We start from the raw sequence: 16121 nt of genomic DNA, 5'->3' as shown, positions 1-16121 counted from the left end.
GAAACCCCTATCTGCGTATGCAGGTAGGGGTTTTGTTTTGCCCGCAGGAAAGTTCGTACAGCATCATCAGACGGCTCCTGGCTGTCACAGTCTCCCGACAGTGCTAAGGTTCGGCCCTAGCTTTTGTATTTTTCCAAGGAAGCCTTTATGCCGGACGCTGCGTCCCTCAATGCTGGTTTTATGGTGGTTCAAAGCAACAGTCTGGATGAACTGCGTAGCCTGGTGATCAGCGTAATGCGGCACTACCCACTGGCGCCCCTGGAAAATGAAATAGCCCTGGTGCAGAGCAATGGCATTGCTCAATGGCTGAAGCTCGCGCTGGCAGAAGACCCTGAAGACGACGATATGGGCGGTTGTGGCATCGCGGCGGCAATCGATGTGCAATTGCCGGGCAGTTTCATGTGGCAGCTTTATCGGATGGTCCTGGGCCGTGATGAAATTCCGGTCAAATCTCTGCTCGATAAAGCACCGTTGACTTGGCGTCTGATGCGCCTGCTGCCGCAGTTAATCGACCAACCGCATTTCGAACCCCTACAGCGCTTCCTTACCCATGACACTGATTTGCGCAAACGCTATCAGTTGTCCGAGCGTCTGGCGGATCTGTTCGACCAATATCAGGTCTACCGCGCGGACTGGCTTGAGGATTGGGCGGAAGGTCGACATCAACTACGCAATGGCAGAGGCGAAGCCAAGGCCCTGACCCCGGCAAACTGCTGGCAGGCAGAGTTGTGGCGTGCGCTGCTGCTGGATGTGGGGGAGCAAGGCATGGCCCAAAGCCGTGCCGGCGTGCATCAACGGTTTATCGAGCGCATCAACAGTCTCGACGAAGCGCCTGATGGATTACCGTCCCGAGTGATCGTTTTCGGGATTTCTTCGCTGCCTGCTCAGGCTCTGGAAGCGCTCGCCGGACTGGCTCGATTCAGCCAGGTGCTGCTTTGCGTTCACAACCCATGTCGTCACCATTGGGCAGACATCGTCGCCGATAAAGACTTGTTGCGGCACCAATACAAACGTCAGGCCCGCAAAAGCGGCATGCCGGTTGTCCTGGATCCGCAAACCCTTCACCAACACGCTCATCCTCTATTGGCCGCATGGGGCAAGCAGGGGCGAGACTACATCAATCTGCTCGACAGCTATGACGATCCGGGTAGCTACCGCTCAGCATTTCGCGATGGTCGCATCGACCTGTTCAGCGACAGCCAACCGCAAAACATGCTCAATCAGTTGCAGGACGACATCCTGGAATTGCGTCCTCTAAGCGAGACCCGTGAGCATTGGCCTGCCATCGATCTGCAGGCTGATAAATCGATCCGTTTTCACATTGCCCATAGCGCTCAGCGGGAAGTGGAAATCCTTCACGATCAATTGCTCGAACGCTTCAGTGCCAACCCGGATTTAAGACCTCGCGACGTGATCGTGATGGTGCCGGACATCGACAGCTACGCTCCGCATATCCGTGCGGTGTTTGGCCAGTTAGAGCGCAATGACCCGCGTTTTATTCCCTTCACGCTCGCCGACCAGGGCCAACGCGGCCGCGATCCGCTGCTGATCGCTGTCGAGCACCTGCTCAAGCTGCCGGACAGTCGTTTCCCGGTCAGCGAGATTCTCGATCTGCTGGACGTCCCTGCACTGCGTGCACGGTTCGGCGTGGAAGAGCGTGACCTGCCGACCCTGCACCGCTGGATCGAAGGTGCCGGTATCCGCTGGGGAATGAATGCCGAGCAACGAGCCGGTCTTGGTCTGCCGCAAGAGCTTGAGCAAAACAGCTGGCGTTTCGGCCTGCGACGGATGCTGCTCGGTTACGCGGTCGGCAGCGCCAATGCCTGCGAAGGTATTGAGCCCTATGACGAAATCGGTGGTCTGGATGCCGCGCTCATCGGTCCATTGGTTGCACTGTTGGACGCGCTGGAGATCGCACATGAGGAACTCACGCAACCGGCTCCCCCCAAACAATGGGGCGTGCGGTTGCAAGGGTTGGTTCAACTGTTTTTCAAGGCCAGTAACGAGCACGATGACTACTTGCTGGCTCAACTCGAAGAGCTGCGCGAAACCTGGCTCGACACCTGCGAATCCGTGGGATTGCAGGACGAGTTACCGCTGACTGTCGTCCGCGAGGCCTGGCTGGCCGGTCTTGATCAGGGTCGCTTGTCTCAGCGCTTCCTGGCAGGCGCCGTCAATTTTTGCACCTTGATGCCAATGCGCGCGATCCCGTTCAAACTGGTGTGCCTGCTCGGCATGAATGACGGCGATTACCCGCGCGCGCAACCACCACTGGACTTCGACTTGATGGGCAGTGACTACCGCCCCGGTGATCGCTCTCGACGCGAAGATGATCGCTACCTCCTGCTGGAAGCGCTGTTGTCGGCGCGCAATCAACTTTATATCAGCTGGGTAGGCCGGAGCATTCGCGATAACAGCGAGCGGCCTGCTTCGGTGTTGATTGGCCAGTTACGCGACCATCTCGCCAGCGGCTGGCGGTTGGATGACGGCGCCGATGACCTGCTTGAAGCGATGACGCAGGAACACCCTTTGCAACCATTCAGCGCTCGCTATTTCCACGAAGGCGATGCGCTGTTCAGCTACGCCAGCGAATGGCAGGTGCTTCATCAGTCCAATGAGCAAACGGCAGATATCGAGATTCTCGAACCCTACATTCAGGACGAACCGCTGGGCGTGGGGCAGTTGCAGGATTTCCTGCGCAACCCTGTACGACATTTCTTCAGTCAGCGGCTCAAGGTGTTCTTTGAAGCGGCGGAAGTCCCTTTGGCCGATGAAGAGCCTTTCGTCCTCGACGCGCTGCAACGCTACAGCCTCAGCGACAGTTTGCTTGAGGCGGCACTGAGTCAACTGGATCACTCCGATCAGGCACTGGAAGCTCAGGCGATACGCCTGCAAAACAGCGGCCTGCTGCCCATGGCCGGTTTCGGAGAATGCCTTCAGCGAGAGTTGATCGAACCGCTGCCCGATCTGTTGCAACGCTACCAACAACTCCTGGTGTTATGGCCGACACCGCTTACGAGCGCCTTGCCGGTGAGTCTGGAACTGCACGGCTTGCGCCTTGAAGGCTGGCTCAGTGGCCTGCATCAACGCGCGGACGACGGCATGCTATCGGTCACCACCATTCCCAACAGCATCGGCTCGATCAAGGCCCGCAAATGGCATCGGCTGACGCGCCCGTGGGTCAATCATCTGGTTGCCTGCGCCAGTGGCCTGTCGATGACCACCGCGCTGGTCGCCAGCGACGACAGTCTGTTGCTGGAACCATTGGAGAAGCAGGCAGCGCTTGAAGCTCTTGGTAACTTGCTGCTGGCCTGGCAAACGGGCATGCGCCAACCGCTACCGATCGCGGTGAAAACCGCCTTCGCCTGGCTCGGTCAAACCGACCCGGTCAAAGCCGAAGCCGCTGCGCGAAAAGCCTACGAAGGCGATGGTCAGACCACCGATGGCGAGCGACGCGAAAGTCCTGCTCTCGCCCGACAGTTCGCCGATTACGACAGTCTGGTTGCCGACGAAACCTTCCCCGGTTGGTGCGACGCGTTGTACCGGCCACTGCTCGAAGCCCCTTGGCGTTCGCTGACCAGCGAGGGCGCGCGCTCATGACCACGAAAACTCCGTTGGCCCTGGCCTTCCCTCTGCGGGGCAGCCAACTGATCGAAGCCAGTGCCGGCACCGGCAAGACCTTCACCATCTCCGCACTTTATTTGCGTCTGGTCCTCGGTCACGGCGGCGACTCGAGTGGTTTCGGGCGCGAACTGTTGCCGCCGCAAATCCTCGTCGTGACCTTCACCGATGCGGCCACCAAAGAACTGCGCGAACGAATTCGTACACGTCTGGCCGAAGCTGCACGGTTTTTCCGGGATGAAGTTCCTGCGCCCGATAGCCTGATTGCAGACTTGCGAGAACAATACCTCCCCGAACAATGGTCCGGTTGCGCAAACCGCCTGGACATCGCCGCTCAATGGATGGACGAAGCGGCAGTCTCGACTATCCACAGTTGGTGTCAGCGCATGCTGCGCGAGCATGCCTTCGACAGCGGCAGTCTGTTTACCCAGACCCTGGAAACTGATCACAGCGATCTCCTGGGCGAGGTTCTGCGCGATTACTGGCGCCTGTTCTGCTACCCGATGCAAGGCGATGCGTTGAACTGGGTTCGCGGCAACTGGGGCGGCCCCGCAGCGTTGCTACCGCGAGTGCGCGGGCTGTTCGCCAGCGAGCGCGATAGCGTCGAAGGAAAAGAGCCTGCCGAACTCATCGCCGAGTGCTTGCTCGAACGGCGCACAGCGCTGCTCGAACTCAAGATGCCCTGGCGCCAATGGGCGGATGAATTGCTTCTGCTCTGTCACCAGGGTGTGGCGAGCAAAAGCGTCGATGGGCGCAAGATGCAGGCACGCTACTTCGAACCCTGGTTCGAAAAGATCAAGGCCTGGGCCGAAGATGAATCCCTGGAGCAATTGGACATCGGCACCGGGTTCACCCGGCTGACCCCCGATGGCATGGCGGAAGCCTGGAAAGGCGACGCGCCCCATCACCCTGGGTTGGATGCCATGCCTGGCCTCAAGGCCAGTCTCGATGGTTTGCCGACGCCTGACGCCGCGGTGTTGCAACACGCCGCTCAGTGGGTCGGCGCGCGGTTCGAAGAGGAAAAGCGTCGCCGCGCGGAAATGGGTTTCGATGACATGTTGCTGCGTCTCGACGCAGCCTTGCAGTCCGACGGCGGCGAGCGTCTGGCCACCCTGATTCGCGAGCAATTTCCGGTGGCGTTGATCGACGAATTCCAGGACACCGACCCGGTGCAATACCGCATCTTCGAAAGCATTTATCGCATCGAAGACAACAACCCCGAGTGTGGTCTGTTTTTGATCGGCGACCCGAAGCAGGCGATCTACGCCTTCCGCGGCGCCGACATCTACACCTACCTGCGCGCCCGTCAGGCCACCACCGGCCGCTTGCATACGCTGGGTACCAACTTCCGCTCCAGCCATGGCATGGTCAATGCGGTGAACCATGTTTTCGAGCGTGCCGAGTCGCGGGAAACCGGGCGCGGTGCGTTCCTCTTCCGCGAAAAAAATGGCGATAACCCCGTACCGTTCTTGCCCGTCGAATCCCAGGGGCGCAAAGAGGTTTTGCACATCGATGGCCAGAATGTTCCGGCACTGAACATCTGGCATCTGCCTGCCGAGCAGCCGCTGTCCGGCGTGGTGTACCGACAACAATTGGCCGCTGCCTGCGCCAGTGAAATCACTGCATTGCTTAATGGCGGGCAACAGGGCAGGGCGGGGTTTACGCAGGACGGCAAGGACTTCAGAGGCCTGCTGCCGGCGGATATCGCGATTCTGGTACGCGACGGCAAAGAGGCCCAGGCCGTGCGTGGCGAACTCTCCGCCCGCGGTGTGCGCAGCGTTTATCTGTCGGACAAGGACTCGGTGTTCGCCGCTCAGGAAGCCCATGACCTGCTGACCTGGCTCAAGGCCTGCGCCGAGCCGGACGTCGAGCGTCCACTGCGGGCCGCGTTGGCCTGCATCACGCTGAACCTGTCGCTGGCTGAACTTGAGCGCCTGAATCAGGACGAGTTGGCTTGGGAAGCGCGAGTCATGCAGTTCCGCCGGTATCGCGAGATCTGGCGCAAGCAAGGTGTACTGCCGATGCTTCGACGCTTGCTGCATGACTTCCAACTGCCCCAGGCATTGATGACCCGCAGTGATGGCGAGCGTGTCTTGACCAACCTGCTGCACTTGTCCGAGCTGCTGCAACAAGCGGCCGCCGAACTGGATGGCGAGCAAGCCCTGATTCGTCATTTGTCCGAGCATCTGGCGTTGTCCGGCCAGGCAGGTGAGGAGCAAATCCTGCGCCTGGAAAGCGACGAACAGTTGGTCAAGGTCGTGACCATTCACAAGTCCAAGGGCCTCGAGTACCCCTTGGTGTTCCTGCCCTTTATCTGCTCGGCGAAACCGGTGGATGGCAGTCGTTTGCCGCTGCATTACCACGACGCCACGGGCAAGGCTCAGGTGACGTTGAAACCGACCACCGAGCTGATCGCCCTGGCCGACGACGAACGCCTGGCCGAGGATTTGCGCTTGCTCTATGTGGCCCTGACGCGCGCACAACATGCCTGTTGGCTCGGGGTGACCGACCTCAAGCGTGGCAATAACAACAGCTCGGTGTTGCATCTGTCGGCATTGGGTTATCTGTTGGGCGGTGGCGCAGCACTGGCTGAGTCCGCGGGGCTGAAGCGTTGGCTGGAAGACCTGCAACAGGATTGTCCGGCACTCAGTTACGGTGAGATGCCTGAGGCAACCACCGAGCACTACCATCCGCCACGCAACGAAGCGACCTTGCTCGCGCCGTTGCTTCCAAAGCGCAAGGCCAGCGAAAACTGGTGGATTGCCTCCTATAGCGCCTTGCGTATTGGCGACAGCATGAGCGTGGGCAGTGACGAGGCGCCGGAAAGTCCGCAAGCGCAAAAACTTTTCGACGATGAGCGTCTGGATCCCGAGGCACCACGGGAAGTGGTCACTGGCGGCGCGGATATTCACCGCTTTCCCCGTGGGCCGAATCCCGGCACCTTTCTCCACGGTTTGCTGGAGTGGGCCGGTGATGAAGGCTTCAGTGCGACGCCGAAAGCCGTGGAAGACGCGGTTGGCCGGCGCTGTAATCGTCGCGGCTGGGAAGGCTGGATCGTTGCGTTGAGCGACTGGTTGCAACACCTGCTCAAATCACCGCTGCACATCGGTGGCGGACAGCCCCCGGTGATCTTCGAGCAACTGACCCAATATCGGGTCGAGATGGAATTCTGGTTCGCCAGCCACAAGGTCGATGTGCTCAAACTCGATGAACTTGTGCGTCAGTACACCCACAGCGGCGTGGCCCGAGTGGCTGCCGAACCGGTGCTGCTCAATGGCATGTTCAAAGGCTTCATCGACCTGACGTTCGAACACGACGGCCGCTATTACGTCGCCGACTACAAATCCAACTGGCTCGGCGTTGACGACATGGCCTACACCGAGCAGGCCATGGAGCAATCGATCCTCGATAACCGCTATGACCTGCAATACGTGTTGTACCTGTTGGCCCTGCATCGTCAGCTCAAAGCGCGGCTCCCGGACTACGATTACGAGCGGCATGTCGGCGGCGCGTTGTACCTGTTCTTGCGCGGCACGAGAGCGGCCAGCCAAGGCGTGTATTTCGCCCGTCCGCCACGGGAATTGATCGAGCGTCTGGATCGTCTGTTCCAGGGCAAGCCGGAACCCAAGGCCGAGCCCGCCTGGGAACAGGGAGTACTGCTATGAGCCGCACCTTCGCCGATTTGTTGCCTACACCACTGGCGGCCGAAAGCCTGGCGGACTTGGCACCGCTGACTCGCGCCGACGATCTTTTACTGCTGCTCACCCGTTGGGTCGAACGCGGTTGGCTGCGGGCGCTGGACAAGGCGTTCGTTGCCTTTCTCCATGAACTCGCTCCCGATGATGATCCGCTGGTGTTGCTGGCGGCGGCGCTGACCAGTCACCAACTCGGCCACGGCCATGTATGCCTGGACCTGTTCGAGACGCTCAAGGCACCGGACTTCGCCCTGTCGCTGCCCCCGGAAGGTGATGTGCAAAGTGGCGCGATGTTGCTGCCGTCGCAATTGCTGGAAGCGCTGGACGGCGCCCATTGGTGCAAGGTGCTGGCCGCCAGCAGTCTGGTGGCATTGGCGGTGGACGGGCGTGAGGCGGCTCGGCATCGGCCGTTGGTGCTGTCGGGTAAACGCTTGTACCTGCGCCGCTACTGGGCTTACGAGCGACGCATCGACAACGCCTTGCGTCAGCGCCTGTCAGAGCATGAAGCCACACCTGCGGACCTGCTCCAGCGCCTGACCGGTCTGTTCGGCCCCGCCAAGCCGGGCGAGGTGATCGACTGGCAAAAACTCGCCTGTGCCCTGGCCACTCGCAGTGCGTTCAGTATCGTCACCGGTGGCCCGGGAACCGGCAAGACCACCACTGTGGTGCGGTTGCTGGCATTGCTCCAGGCGCCGGCCGTGGAGGCCGGCAAACCGCTGCGTATTCGTCTGGCCGCACCTACCGGCAAGGCTGCCGCGCGACTGACGGAATCCATCAGTCAGCAAGTACAAACCCTGACGGTTGCCGAAGCGGTACGGGACAAGATTCCGTCCGACGTCACCACCGTGCACCGTCTGTTGGGCAGTCGGCCAGGCACCCGACATTTTCGCCATCACGCCGGTAACCGTTTGCCTCTGGATGTGCTGGTGGTCGATGAAGCGTCGATGATCGACCTGGAAATGATGGCCAATTTGCTCGACGCGTTACCGGCTCATGCGCGTCTGGTGCTGCTCGGTGACAAGGACCAGTTGGCCTCAGTGGAAGCGGGGGCCGTGCTGGGGGATCTGTGCCGCGATGCCGAGGCCGGTTGGTACAACCCGCAGACCCGCCAGTGGCTGGAGGCCGTCAGCGGTGAAAGCCTTGAGGCCAGCGGTTTGCATGAGGACACCGAGGGCACCCATCCCTTGGCCCAGCAAGTGGTGATGCTGCGCCACTCACGTCGATTCGGCGAAGGCAGTGGCATTGGCCAGTTAGCCCGATGGGTCAATCAACAGCACCCCGATGAAGCTCGCAAGCTCCTGGCCGAACGCAGCTTTAAAGACGTGTTTTCCCTGCCTCTCAAAGGTGAACAGGACACAGCGCTGGAGCGTTTGCTGCTCGACGGCCATGCCGACGGGCCACACGGATATCGACATTACCTGGGTCTGCTGCGCAAGCAACGGCCCCCTCTCGACAGCTCTCTCGAAGATCCACGCTGGATCGAATGGGCGCGGCAAGTGCTGAATGCTTTCGATACGTTCCAGTTGTTGTGCGCCGTACGCAAAGGGCCCTGGGGCGTGGAAGGCCTGAATCAGCGCGTGACCGACGCCTTGCTCAAGTCCCGGCTGATCGACAGCGATCAGCAGTGGTACGAAGGCCGGCCAGTGCTGATGACTCGCAACGATTACGGCTTGGGCTTGATGAACGGCGACATCGGCATCGCGCTCAAATTGCCGGAACGCGACGGCCCGGAAGCCGGGAAGCACGTGCTGCGCGTGGCTTTCCCGCGCAACGACGGCCAGGGCGGCGTGCGTTTTGTTTTGCCGAGCCGGCTCAACGATGTCGAAACGGTGTACGCGATGACGGTGCATAAATCCCAAGGCTCGGAATTTGCCCACACGGCGCTGATCCTGCCGGACGCCTTGAACCCGGTCCTGACCAAGGAATTGATCTACACCGGAATCACCCGGGCCAAGGACTGGTTCACCCTGATCGAACCCCGTGCCGGGGTATTCGAAGAGGCGGTGCAACGCAAAGTGAAGCGCTTGAGCGGGTTGATGCTGGAGTTGGAAGAGGGCGTTGAGTTTAGCCCTTAATATGCCAATCGGTTGACGACGTAAATATGTCTGAAACGCCCGGTTTTACAGCCTCGCGGGCGTTTCGGTGCTGTGCTATCGTTGCGGCATTATTCCGTTGAATTCGAAGAGAATCCCTGCATGAAGTTGGCTGTCCGGGCGACAGGGAGCGTAATCGGCTGCAAGCGTGTATGGCTTGTCGGCCTGCTCTGGTTGCTGGCCGGAATCGCATTCGCTCAACCTGAAACCGCCGTCAGCATGGCCGATCAACGGGCCAAAGCGGTCACCCAGGTGGTGCTCGGGATTCTCAGTTATGCCCGCTGGCCCGTGGAGCCTGCGCAGTTGCGCCTCTGCGTGGTCGGTCCGACCGAATACACCGACGATCTGGTGAAAGGTTCCACTCAGGCCACCGGTCGTCCTGTCACCGTCCGACGCCTGCTGGCCGACAACCCGGCGATTGCCGGCGAGTGCGATGCGGTCTACATCGGCAAACTGACCGCCGATGAACGCAGCCGTTTGTTCGCCTCGTTGATCGGCCAACCGGTGTTGAGCATCAGCGAAAGCAGCGATCAGTGCACCGTCGGCAGCCTTTTCTGTCTGCGGGTCAGCGACGATCAAGTGTCCTTCGAGGTCAACCTCGATTCCGTCGCCCGCAGTGGCGTGCGCATTCACCCGAGCGTGTTGCAACTGTCGCGCCGTAAGCCGGCGGCGCCATGAGTCTATTCAAATCGGATAATCGCCCCACGTTGCGCTCGGTCATCGGTCGCGGCCATTTGATCGTTGCGCTGGTTGGCGTGGCCATGGCCAGTGTGTCGCTGACCTTGCTCGGGGTGCTGGCCCTGCGCGTCTATGCCGACCACAACCTGCACCTGATTGCACGCTCGATCAACTACACCGTGGAAGCGGCGGTGGTGTTCAACGACAAGGCCGCCGCCACCGAGGCGCTGGCGTTGATCGCGTCCACCGAAGAAGTGGCCGATGCCCAGGTGCATGATGCGCAGGGTGCTTTGCTCGCCCGCTGGCAGCGACCGGAAACCGGATTGCTCTCCGATCTGGAAATGCAGATCGCCAAGGCCTTCCTGGAAGAACCCATCAGGATGCCCATCGTCCATCAAGGCCTGGAAATCGGCAGCATTCAGCTCACCGGTCAAGGTGGCAGCCTGATGCGCTTTTTGCTCAGCGGCCTGATGGGGATTGTGTTGTGTACGGCGATCAGTGCCTGGGTGGCGCTGTATCTGGCGCGCCGGCAGCTGCGCTCAATCACCGGTCCGCTGCGTAGCCTGGCGTTCGTGGCGCACGCCGCCCGCAGCGAACGGGCCTTCGACCAGCGCGTGCCGCCCGCCGCTATCGCCGAACTGGACAACCTGGGCAACGACTTCAATGCCTTGCTCGATGAACTCGAATCCTGGCAAACCCATCTGCAAAGTGAGAACGAAACCCTGGCCCACCAGGCCAGTCATGACAGCCTCACCGGATTGCCGAACCGGGCATTTTTCGAGGGACGCTTGATTCGTGCGCTGCGCAACGCGAACAAGCTCAACGAGCGAGTGGCAGTGTTGTTTCTCGACAGCGACCGGTTCAAGGAAATCAACGACAACTTCGGCCATGCCGCCGGCGATGCGGTGCTGGTGGCGGTGGCCACTCGGGTGCGTGCGCAATTGCGTGAAGAGGATCTGGTGGCGCGCCTGGGTGGCGATGAGTTTGCCGTGCTGCTGACGCCGCTGCACAAGACCGAAGACGCCGAGCGGATTGCCGACAAGATTATCGCCAGTATGGAAGTGCCGATCATGCTGCCCGGCAATACCTCTGTGCTGACCTCGCTCAGCATCGGCATCGCCGTCTATCCCGACCATGGCGCCACACCGGGCGCCCTGCTCAACGCCGCCGATGCGGCGATGTATCAAGCCAAGCGCCTGTCTCGAGGCGCACAGCATACGGCCGGGTCGGAGCACCCAGTCGTCCACGTTCAAACCAAGAGTTAATTTCTGTGTTCTCACTTCCTCAGCGTTCCCTGCGATTTTTCACCCTCACCCTGTTCATGGCGTTATTGGCATTGACCGGGTGCCAAACGGCACCGCAAAAAGGCCTGACCCCGGCGCAGGTCGCCGTGCTCAAGCAACAAGGCTTCGAATTGACCGACGAGGGCTGGGCGTTTGGCCTGTCCGGCAAAGTGCTGTTTGGCAGTGACGTTGAAAGCCTGAATCCGCAGAGCACCGAAATCGTCCAGCGCATCGGCAAGGCCCTGCTGGGTGTCGGGATCGAGCGGGTGCGGGTCGATGGCCACACCGATGCTTCGGGTAAAGAAACCTACAACCAGCAACTGTCCCTGCGCCGGGCGAAAAGCGTCGGCAAGGTCCTGACCGCTGTCGGTATGAAAGAAGAAAACATCAAGCTTCAGGGCCTCGGCAGCAAAGAACCGGTGGCCTCAAACGACACACCGGCGGGCCGCACCGAGAATCGCCGGGTGTCGATTGTGGTGATGGCCGATTAATCGGCGAACACCATCTCCCGACTGTCCCCCATCAACAGGCTCTGATTCTGCTCAGTGACTTCGCGGATGTAATCCCACAACAGGGTGATCCGCTTGAGCTTGCGCAGATCCTCCCGGCAGTACATCCAGAATTGCCGGGTGATGTTGATCTCTGCCGGCAACACCGGCAGCAATCGCGGATCCTGCGCCGCCAGGAAGCACGGCAGAATCGCCAGCGACCGCCCTTGCTGCGCCGCCACAAACTGCGCGATCACGCTGGTGCTGCGCAGATTCGCACTGGCGCCGGGCAATACGTTCGCCAGGTACAGCAGCTCCGAGCTGAACGCCAGGTCATCGACATAACTGATGAATGAATGCTTACCCAGGTCTGCCGGGCGGCGGATCGGTGGGTGTTTGTCGAGATAGTCCTGGGTCGCGTACAGCTGCAATTTGTAGTCGCAGAGTTTGCAGCAGACGTACGGCCCGTGCTCCGGGCGTTCCAGGGCGATGACGATGTCCGCCTCGCGCTTGGACAGGCTGATGAAGTGCGGCAGCGGCAGGATGTCCACCGAGATCGCCGGGTAGGCATCGACGAAGTGGCTCAGTTGCGGGGTGATGAAGAAACTGCCGAAGCCTTCGGTGCAGCCCATGCGCACGTGCCCGGACAACGCCACACCGGAACCGGAAACCTGTTCGCAGGCCATGTGCAGCGTGCTTTCAATCGACTCGGCGTAACCCAGCAAACGCTGGCCTTCGGCGGTCAGGACGAAACCGCTGGTCCGGGACTTCTCGAACAGCAACGTGCCCAATGCCGCTTCCAGCGAACTGATGCGCCGGGACACGGTGGTGTAGTCCACCGCCAGGCGCTTGGCCGCGGTGCTGGCCTTGCGGGTGCGGGCGACTTCGAGGAAAAACTTGAGGTCATCCCAGTTCAGCGAACCTAAAGACGTGATGTTTTTTTGCATGTTGGACCGGCTTTTATGTGCGTTCTTATTAGAAGTTTGCACATCTATACTCCAAAAACAGTCCGACAACCAATTCGCGACACACGCCTCATCTCAAGGCGACTTATCCGCCTTGGCTCCTTCGATAAAAACAACGTCCCGGAGACCAGCATGAACGCATCGCTCACGCCAAACGACACCACTGTCCAAAACGTAAAGCTGTTGATCGACGGCGAGTGGGTCGAATCCCAGACCACCGAATGGCACGACATCATCAACCCGGCGACCCAGCAAGTGCTGGCCAGGGTTCCGTTCGCTACCGCGCAGGAAGTTGACGCCGCCATCAGCGCTGCCCATCGCGCCTTCCAGACCTGGAAGCTGACGCCGATCGGCGCGCGGATGCGCATCATGCTCAAGCTTCAGGCGTTGATTCGCGAACACTCCAAGCGCATCGCTGTGGTCCTGAGTGCCGAGCAGGGCAAAACTATCGCTGACGCTGAAGGCGACATTTTCCGTGGATTGGAAGTGGTCGAGCACGCGTGCTCCATCGGCACCCTGCAAATGGGCGAATTCGCCGAGAACGTCGCCGGCGGCGTCGACACCTACACCCTGCGTCAGCCGATCGGCGTTTGTGCCGGCATCACCCCGTTCAACTTCCCGGCGATGATTCCGCTGTGGATGTTCCCGATGGCCATCGCCTGCGGCAACACCTTCGTGCTCAAGCCGTCCGAGCAGGACCCGATGTCGACCATGCTGCTGGTGGAACTGGCAATCGAGGCCGGCGTTCCGGCGGGCGTGCTTAACGTGGTTCACGGCGGCAAGGACGTGGTGGACGCACTCTGCACCCACAAGGACATCAAGGCCGTTTCCTTCGTCGGTTCGACCGCCGTCGGCACTCACGTCTACGACCTGGCCGGTAAACACGGCAAACGCGTGCAATCGATGATGGGCGCCAAGAACCACGCCGTGGTGCTGCCGGATGCCAATCGCGAACAAACTCTCAACGCCTTGGTCGGTGCCGGTTTCGGTGCGGCCGGTCAGCGTTGCATGGCCACTTCCGTGGTGGTGCTGGTGGGCGCGGCCAAGCAATGGCTGCCGGACCTGAAAGCGCTGGCGCAGAAACTCAAAGTGAACGCGGGTAGCGAGTCGGGCACCGATGTCGGGCCGGTGATTTCGAAAAAGGCCAAGGCGCGGATTCTCGACCTGATCGAAAGCGGCATCAAGGAAGGCGCCAAGCTGGAACTCGACGGTCGCGAAATCAGTGTGCCGGGCTTCGAGAAGGGCAACTTTGTCGGCCCGACCCTGTTCTCCGGCGTAACGACCGAGATGCAGATCTACACCCAGGAAATCTTCGGCCCGGTGCTGGTGGTGCTGGAAGTCGACACCCTCGATCAGGCGATTGCCCTGGTCAACGCCAACCCGTTCGGCAACGGCACTGGCCTGTTCACGCAAAGCGGTGCGGCGGCGCGCAAGTTCCAGAGCGAAATCGACGTTGGCCAGGTCGGCATCAACATCCCGATTCCGGTGCCGGTCCCGTTCTTCAGCTTCACCGGTTCCCGTGGTTCGAAGCTCGGCGACCTCGGCCCGTATGGCAAGCAAGTGGTGCAGTTCTACACTCAGACCAAGACTGTCACCAGTCGCTGGTTCGATGACGACAGCGTCAACGACGGTGTGAACACCACCATCAACTTGCGTTAAGGAGCCGGACATGAAAATCGCTTTTATCGGTCTCGGCAACATGGGCGCGCCGATGGCGCGCAACCTGATCAAGGCTGGCCATGCGCTGAATCTGGTCGATCTGAACAAAACCGTTTTGGCCGAACTGGAGCAACTGGGCGGCAGCATCAGCGCTTCGGCGCGGGAAGCGGCACAAGGTGCAGAGCTGGTGATCACCATGCTGCCAGCGGCTGTGCATGTGCGCAGCGTGTGGCTCGGTGAAGACGGCGTACTCGCCGGTATCGGCAAAGGCGTGCCGGCGGTGGATTGCAGCACCATTGATCCGCAAACCGCGCGCGACGTGGCGGCCGCTGCGGCCAAGCAAGGCGTGGCTGTCGCCGATGCGCCGGTTTCCGGTGGCACGGGCGGTGCCGCCGCCGGGACGCTGACCTTTATGGTCGGCGCCACCCCTGAGTTGTTTGCCACCCTGCAACCGGTACTGGCGCAGATGGGCCGCAACATCGTGCATTGCGGCGAAGTCGGCACCGGGCAAATCGCCAAGATCTGCAACAACCTGTTGCTGGCGATCTCCATGGTCGGCGTCAGCGAAGCCATGGCGTTGGGCGATGCCTTGGGCATCGACACGGGCGTGTTGGCCGGGATCATCAACAGCTCGACCGGGCGTTGCTGGAGTTCGGAAATGTACAACCCATGGCCGGGTATCGTCGAAACGGCGCCGGCCTCGCGCGGTTACACCGGTGGTTTCGGTGCTGAACTGATGCTCAAGGATCTGGGGTTGGCCACGGAAGCGGCCCGTCAGGCGCACCAACCAGTGGTGCTCGGCGCGGTTGCCCAGCAGTTGTATCAGGCGATGAGCCAGCGCGGGGAGGGTGGCAAAGACTTCTCGGCGATCATAAACAGCTATCGCAAACCTCAGTAAAACCGTTCATATCAGACTGAATCCCTGTGGGAGCGAGCTTGCTCGCGATGAGGCCGGTACATTCAACATTGATGTTGATTGACCCACCGCCATCGCGAGCAAGCTCGCTCCCACAGGTACTGCATGAACCTCTCGATATTTACCGGGAATCACGTCGGGTGATTTCCCGGTTTTTTTGCATCAGGCAAACACAAAATACTTACGCACGGTCTCGACCACTTCCCACGTGCCTTTCATCCCCGGCTCAATGACGAAGATATCCCCGGCGCGCAGATGAATCGGCTCCTTGCCTTCTGGAGTGATGATGCAGTACCCCTCGCGGAAATCGCAGTATTCCCACTTCACGTATTCCACGTACCACTTGCCGGGCGTGCAGATCCAGGTGCCCATGATCTTGCTGCCATCTTCGCTGGTGTAGGCGTTGAGGTTGACGGTGTGCGGGTCGCCTTCGAGTTTTTCCCATTTGCAGGCGTCGAGTACCGGCAGTGGATGAGTGTCGCGAAGAACGGTGATGGGTGCGGTCATGTGGACTCCGGGCAGCGGGCTGAAGAACTGAAGTCGCAACCCTATAGGGCTTGGTCCGGTCTCAGTTGTCTGTGCTCGACATTGAGGTATCCAGAAACGCAGCCGCCAGCGTCTGTTCAGGCAACATCGGCGGATGAGCGTTGTGTGCTTTCTTTCGTTGAAACTTCCTGTCGATAAACCGCCGATTCCTGACAGTTCATGCGAAAGAACCCGGCG

10 protein-coding genes are annotated in these 16121 nt (G+C 60.6%); 8 read left to right on the top strand and 2 right to left on the bottom strand.

Features of this window, described 5'->3' with window-relative positions; genetic code table 11:
• Positions 1 to 147 precede the first annotated feature (147 nt).
• From recC to yfiB, 6 genes are all read left to right on the top strand, one after another.
• Complete coding sequence (gene recC / locus BK667_RS21430) at positions 148 to 3600, top strand: exodeoxyribonuclease V subunit gamma (protein WP_123598804.1); 3453 nt, start codon at positions 148 to 150, stop codon at positions 3598 to 3600.
• Positions 3597 to 7286 (top strand): exodeoxyribonuclease V subunit beta, encoded by a 3690-nt coding sequence (gene recB / locus BK667_RS21425; RefSeq protein WP_123598803.1) that lies wholly within the window; start codon positions 3597 to 3599, stop codon positions 7284 to 7286. The genes recC and recB overlap by 4 nt, the downstream gene beginning before the upstream one ends.
• Positions 7283 to 9391, top strand: a complete 2109-nt coding sequence (gene recD / locus BK667_RS21420; RefSeq protein WP_123598802.1) for an exodeoxyribonuclease V subunit alpha — start codon at positions 7283 to 7285, stop codon at positions 9389 to 9391. Before recB ends, recD begins: the two co-directional genes overlap by 4 nt.
• A 120-nt stretch (positions 9392 to 9511) precedes the next feature.
• Complete coding sequence (gene yfiR / locus BK667_RS21415; protein WP_123598801.1) at positions 9512 to 10087, top strand: regulatory sequestration protein YfiR; 576 nt, start codon at positions 9512 to 9514, stop codon at positions 10085 to 10087.
• Positions 10084 to 11352, top strand: coding sequence for a diguanylate cyclase DgcN/YfiN (gene dgcN, locus BK667_RS21410; protein ID WP_123598800.1), 1269 nt, complete (start codon positions 10084 to 10086; stop codon positions 11350 to 11352). Before yfiR ends, dgcN begins: the two co-directional genes overlap by 4 nt.
• Positions 11353 to 11357: 5 nt before the next feature.
• Positions 11358 to 11861, top strand: coding sequence for an outer membrane lipoprotein YfiB (gene yfiB / locus BK667_RS21405; protein WP_259698143.1), 504 nt, complete (start codon positions 11358 to 11360; stop codon positions 11859 to 11861).
• Here yfiB and BK667_RS21400 read toward each other — a convergent pair.
• Positions 11858 to 12805: a LysR family transcriptional regulator gene (locus BK667_RS21400; protein ID WP_123516586.1), complete on the bottom strand. Its 948-nt coding sequence runs from the start codon at positions 12803 to 12805 to the stop codon at positions 11858 to 11860. The two genes, yfiB and BK667_RS21400, sit on opposite strands and share 4 nt — an antisense overlap.
• Before the next feature lie 150 nt (positions 12806 to 12955).
• On the opposite strand from BK667_RS21400, the gene BK667_RS21395 reads away from it, so the two are divergent.
• Together BK667_RS21395 and mmsB are read left to right on the top strand one after the other, a co-directional pair.
• Positions 12956 to 14482 carry a CoA-acylating methylmalonate-semialdehyde dehydrogenase gene (locus BK667_RS21395; RefSeq protein ID WP_123516584.1) on the top strand — a complete coding sequence of 509 codons (1527 nt, stop codon included), beginning with the start codon at positions 12956 to 12958 and terminating at the stop codon, positions 14480 to 14482.
• Between the two features lie 10 nt (positions 14483 to 14492).
• On the top strand, positions 14493 to 15380 hold the full coding sequence (gene mmsB / locus BK667_RS21390; protein ID WP_123516582.1) for a 3-hydroxyisobutyrate dehydrogenase: 888 nt from the start codon (positions 14493 to 14495) through the stop codon (positions 15378 to 15380).
• A 180-nt stretch (positions 15381 to 15560) separates the two neighbouring features.
• Here the strand turns inward: mmsB and BK667_RS21385 are convergent, their stop codons facing one another.
• A complete protein-coding gene (locus tag BK667_RS21385) occupies positions 15561 to 15905 on the bottom strand; it encodes a cupin domain-containing protein (RefSeq protein WP_007946320.1) in 345 nt (114 codons plus the stop codon).
• Positions 15906 to 16121: the final 216 nt, after the last annotated feature.

Origin of the sequence: Pseudomonas frederiksbergensis (assembly GCF_003732705.1) — a bacterium.
GTDB lineage: Bacteria > Pseudomonadota > Gammaproteobacteria > Pseudomonadales > Pseudomonadaceae > Aquipseudomonas > Aquipseudomonas frederiksbergensis_F.
This window is presented reverse-complemented; position numbering and strand designations above follow the sequence as displayed.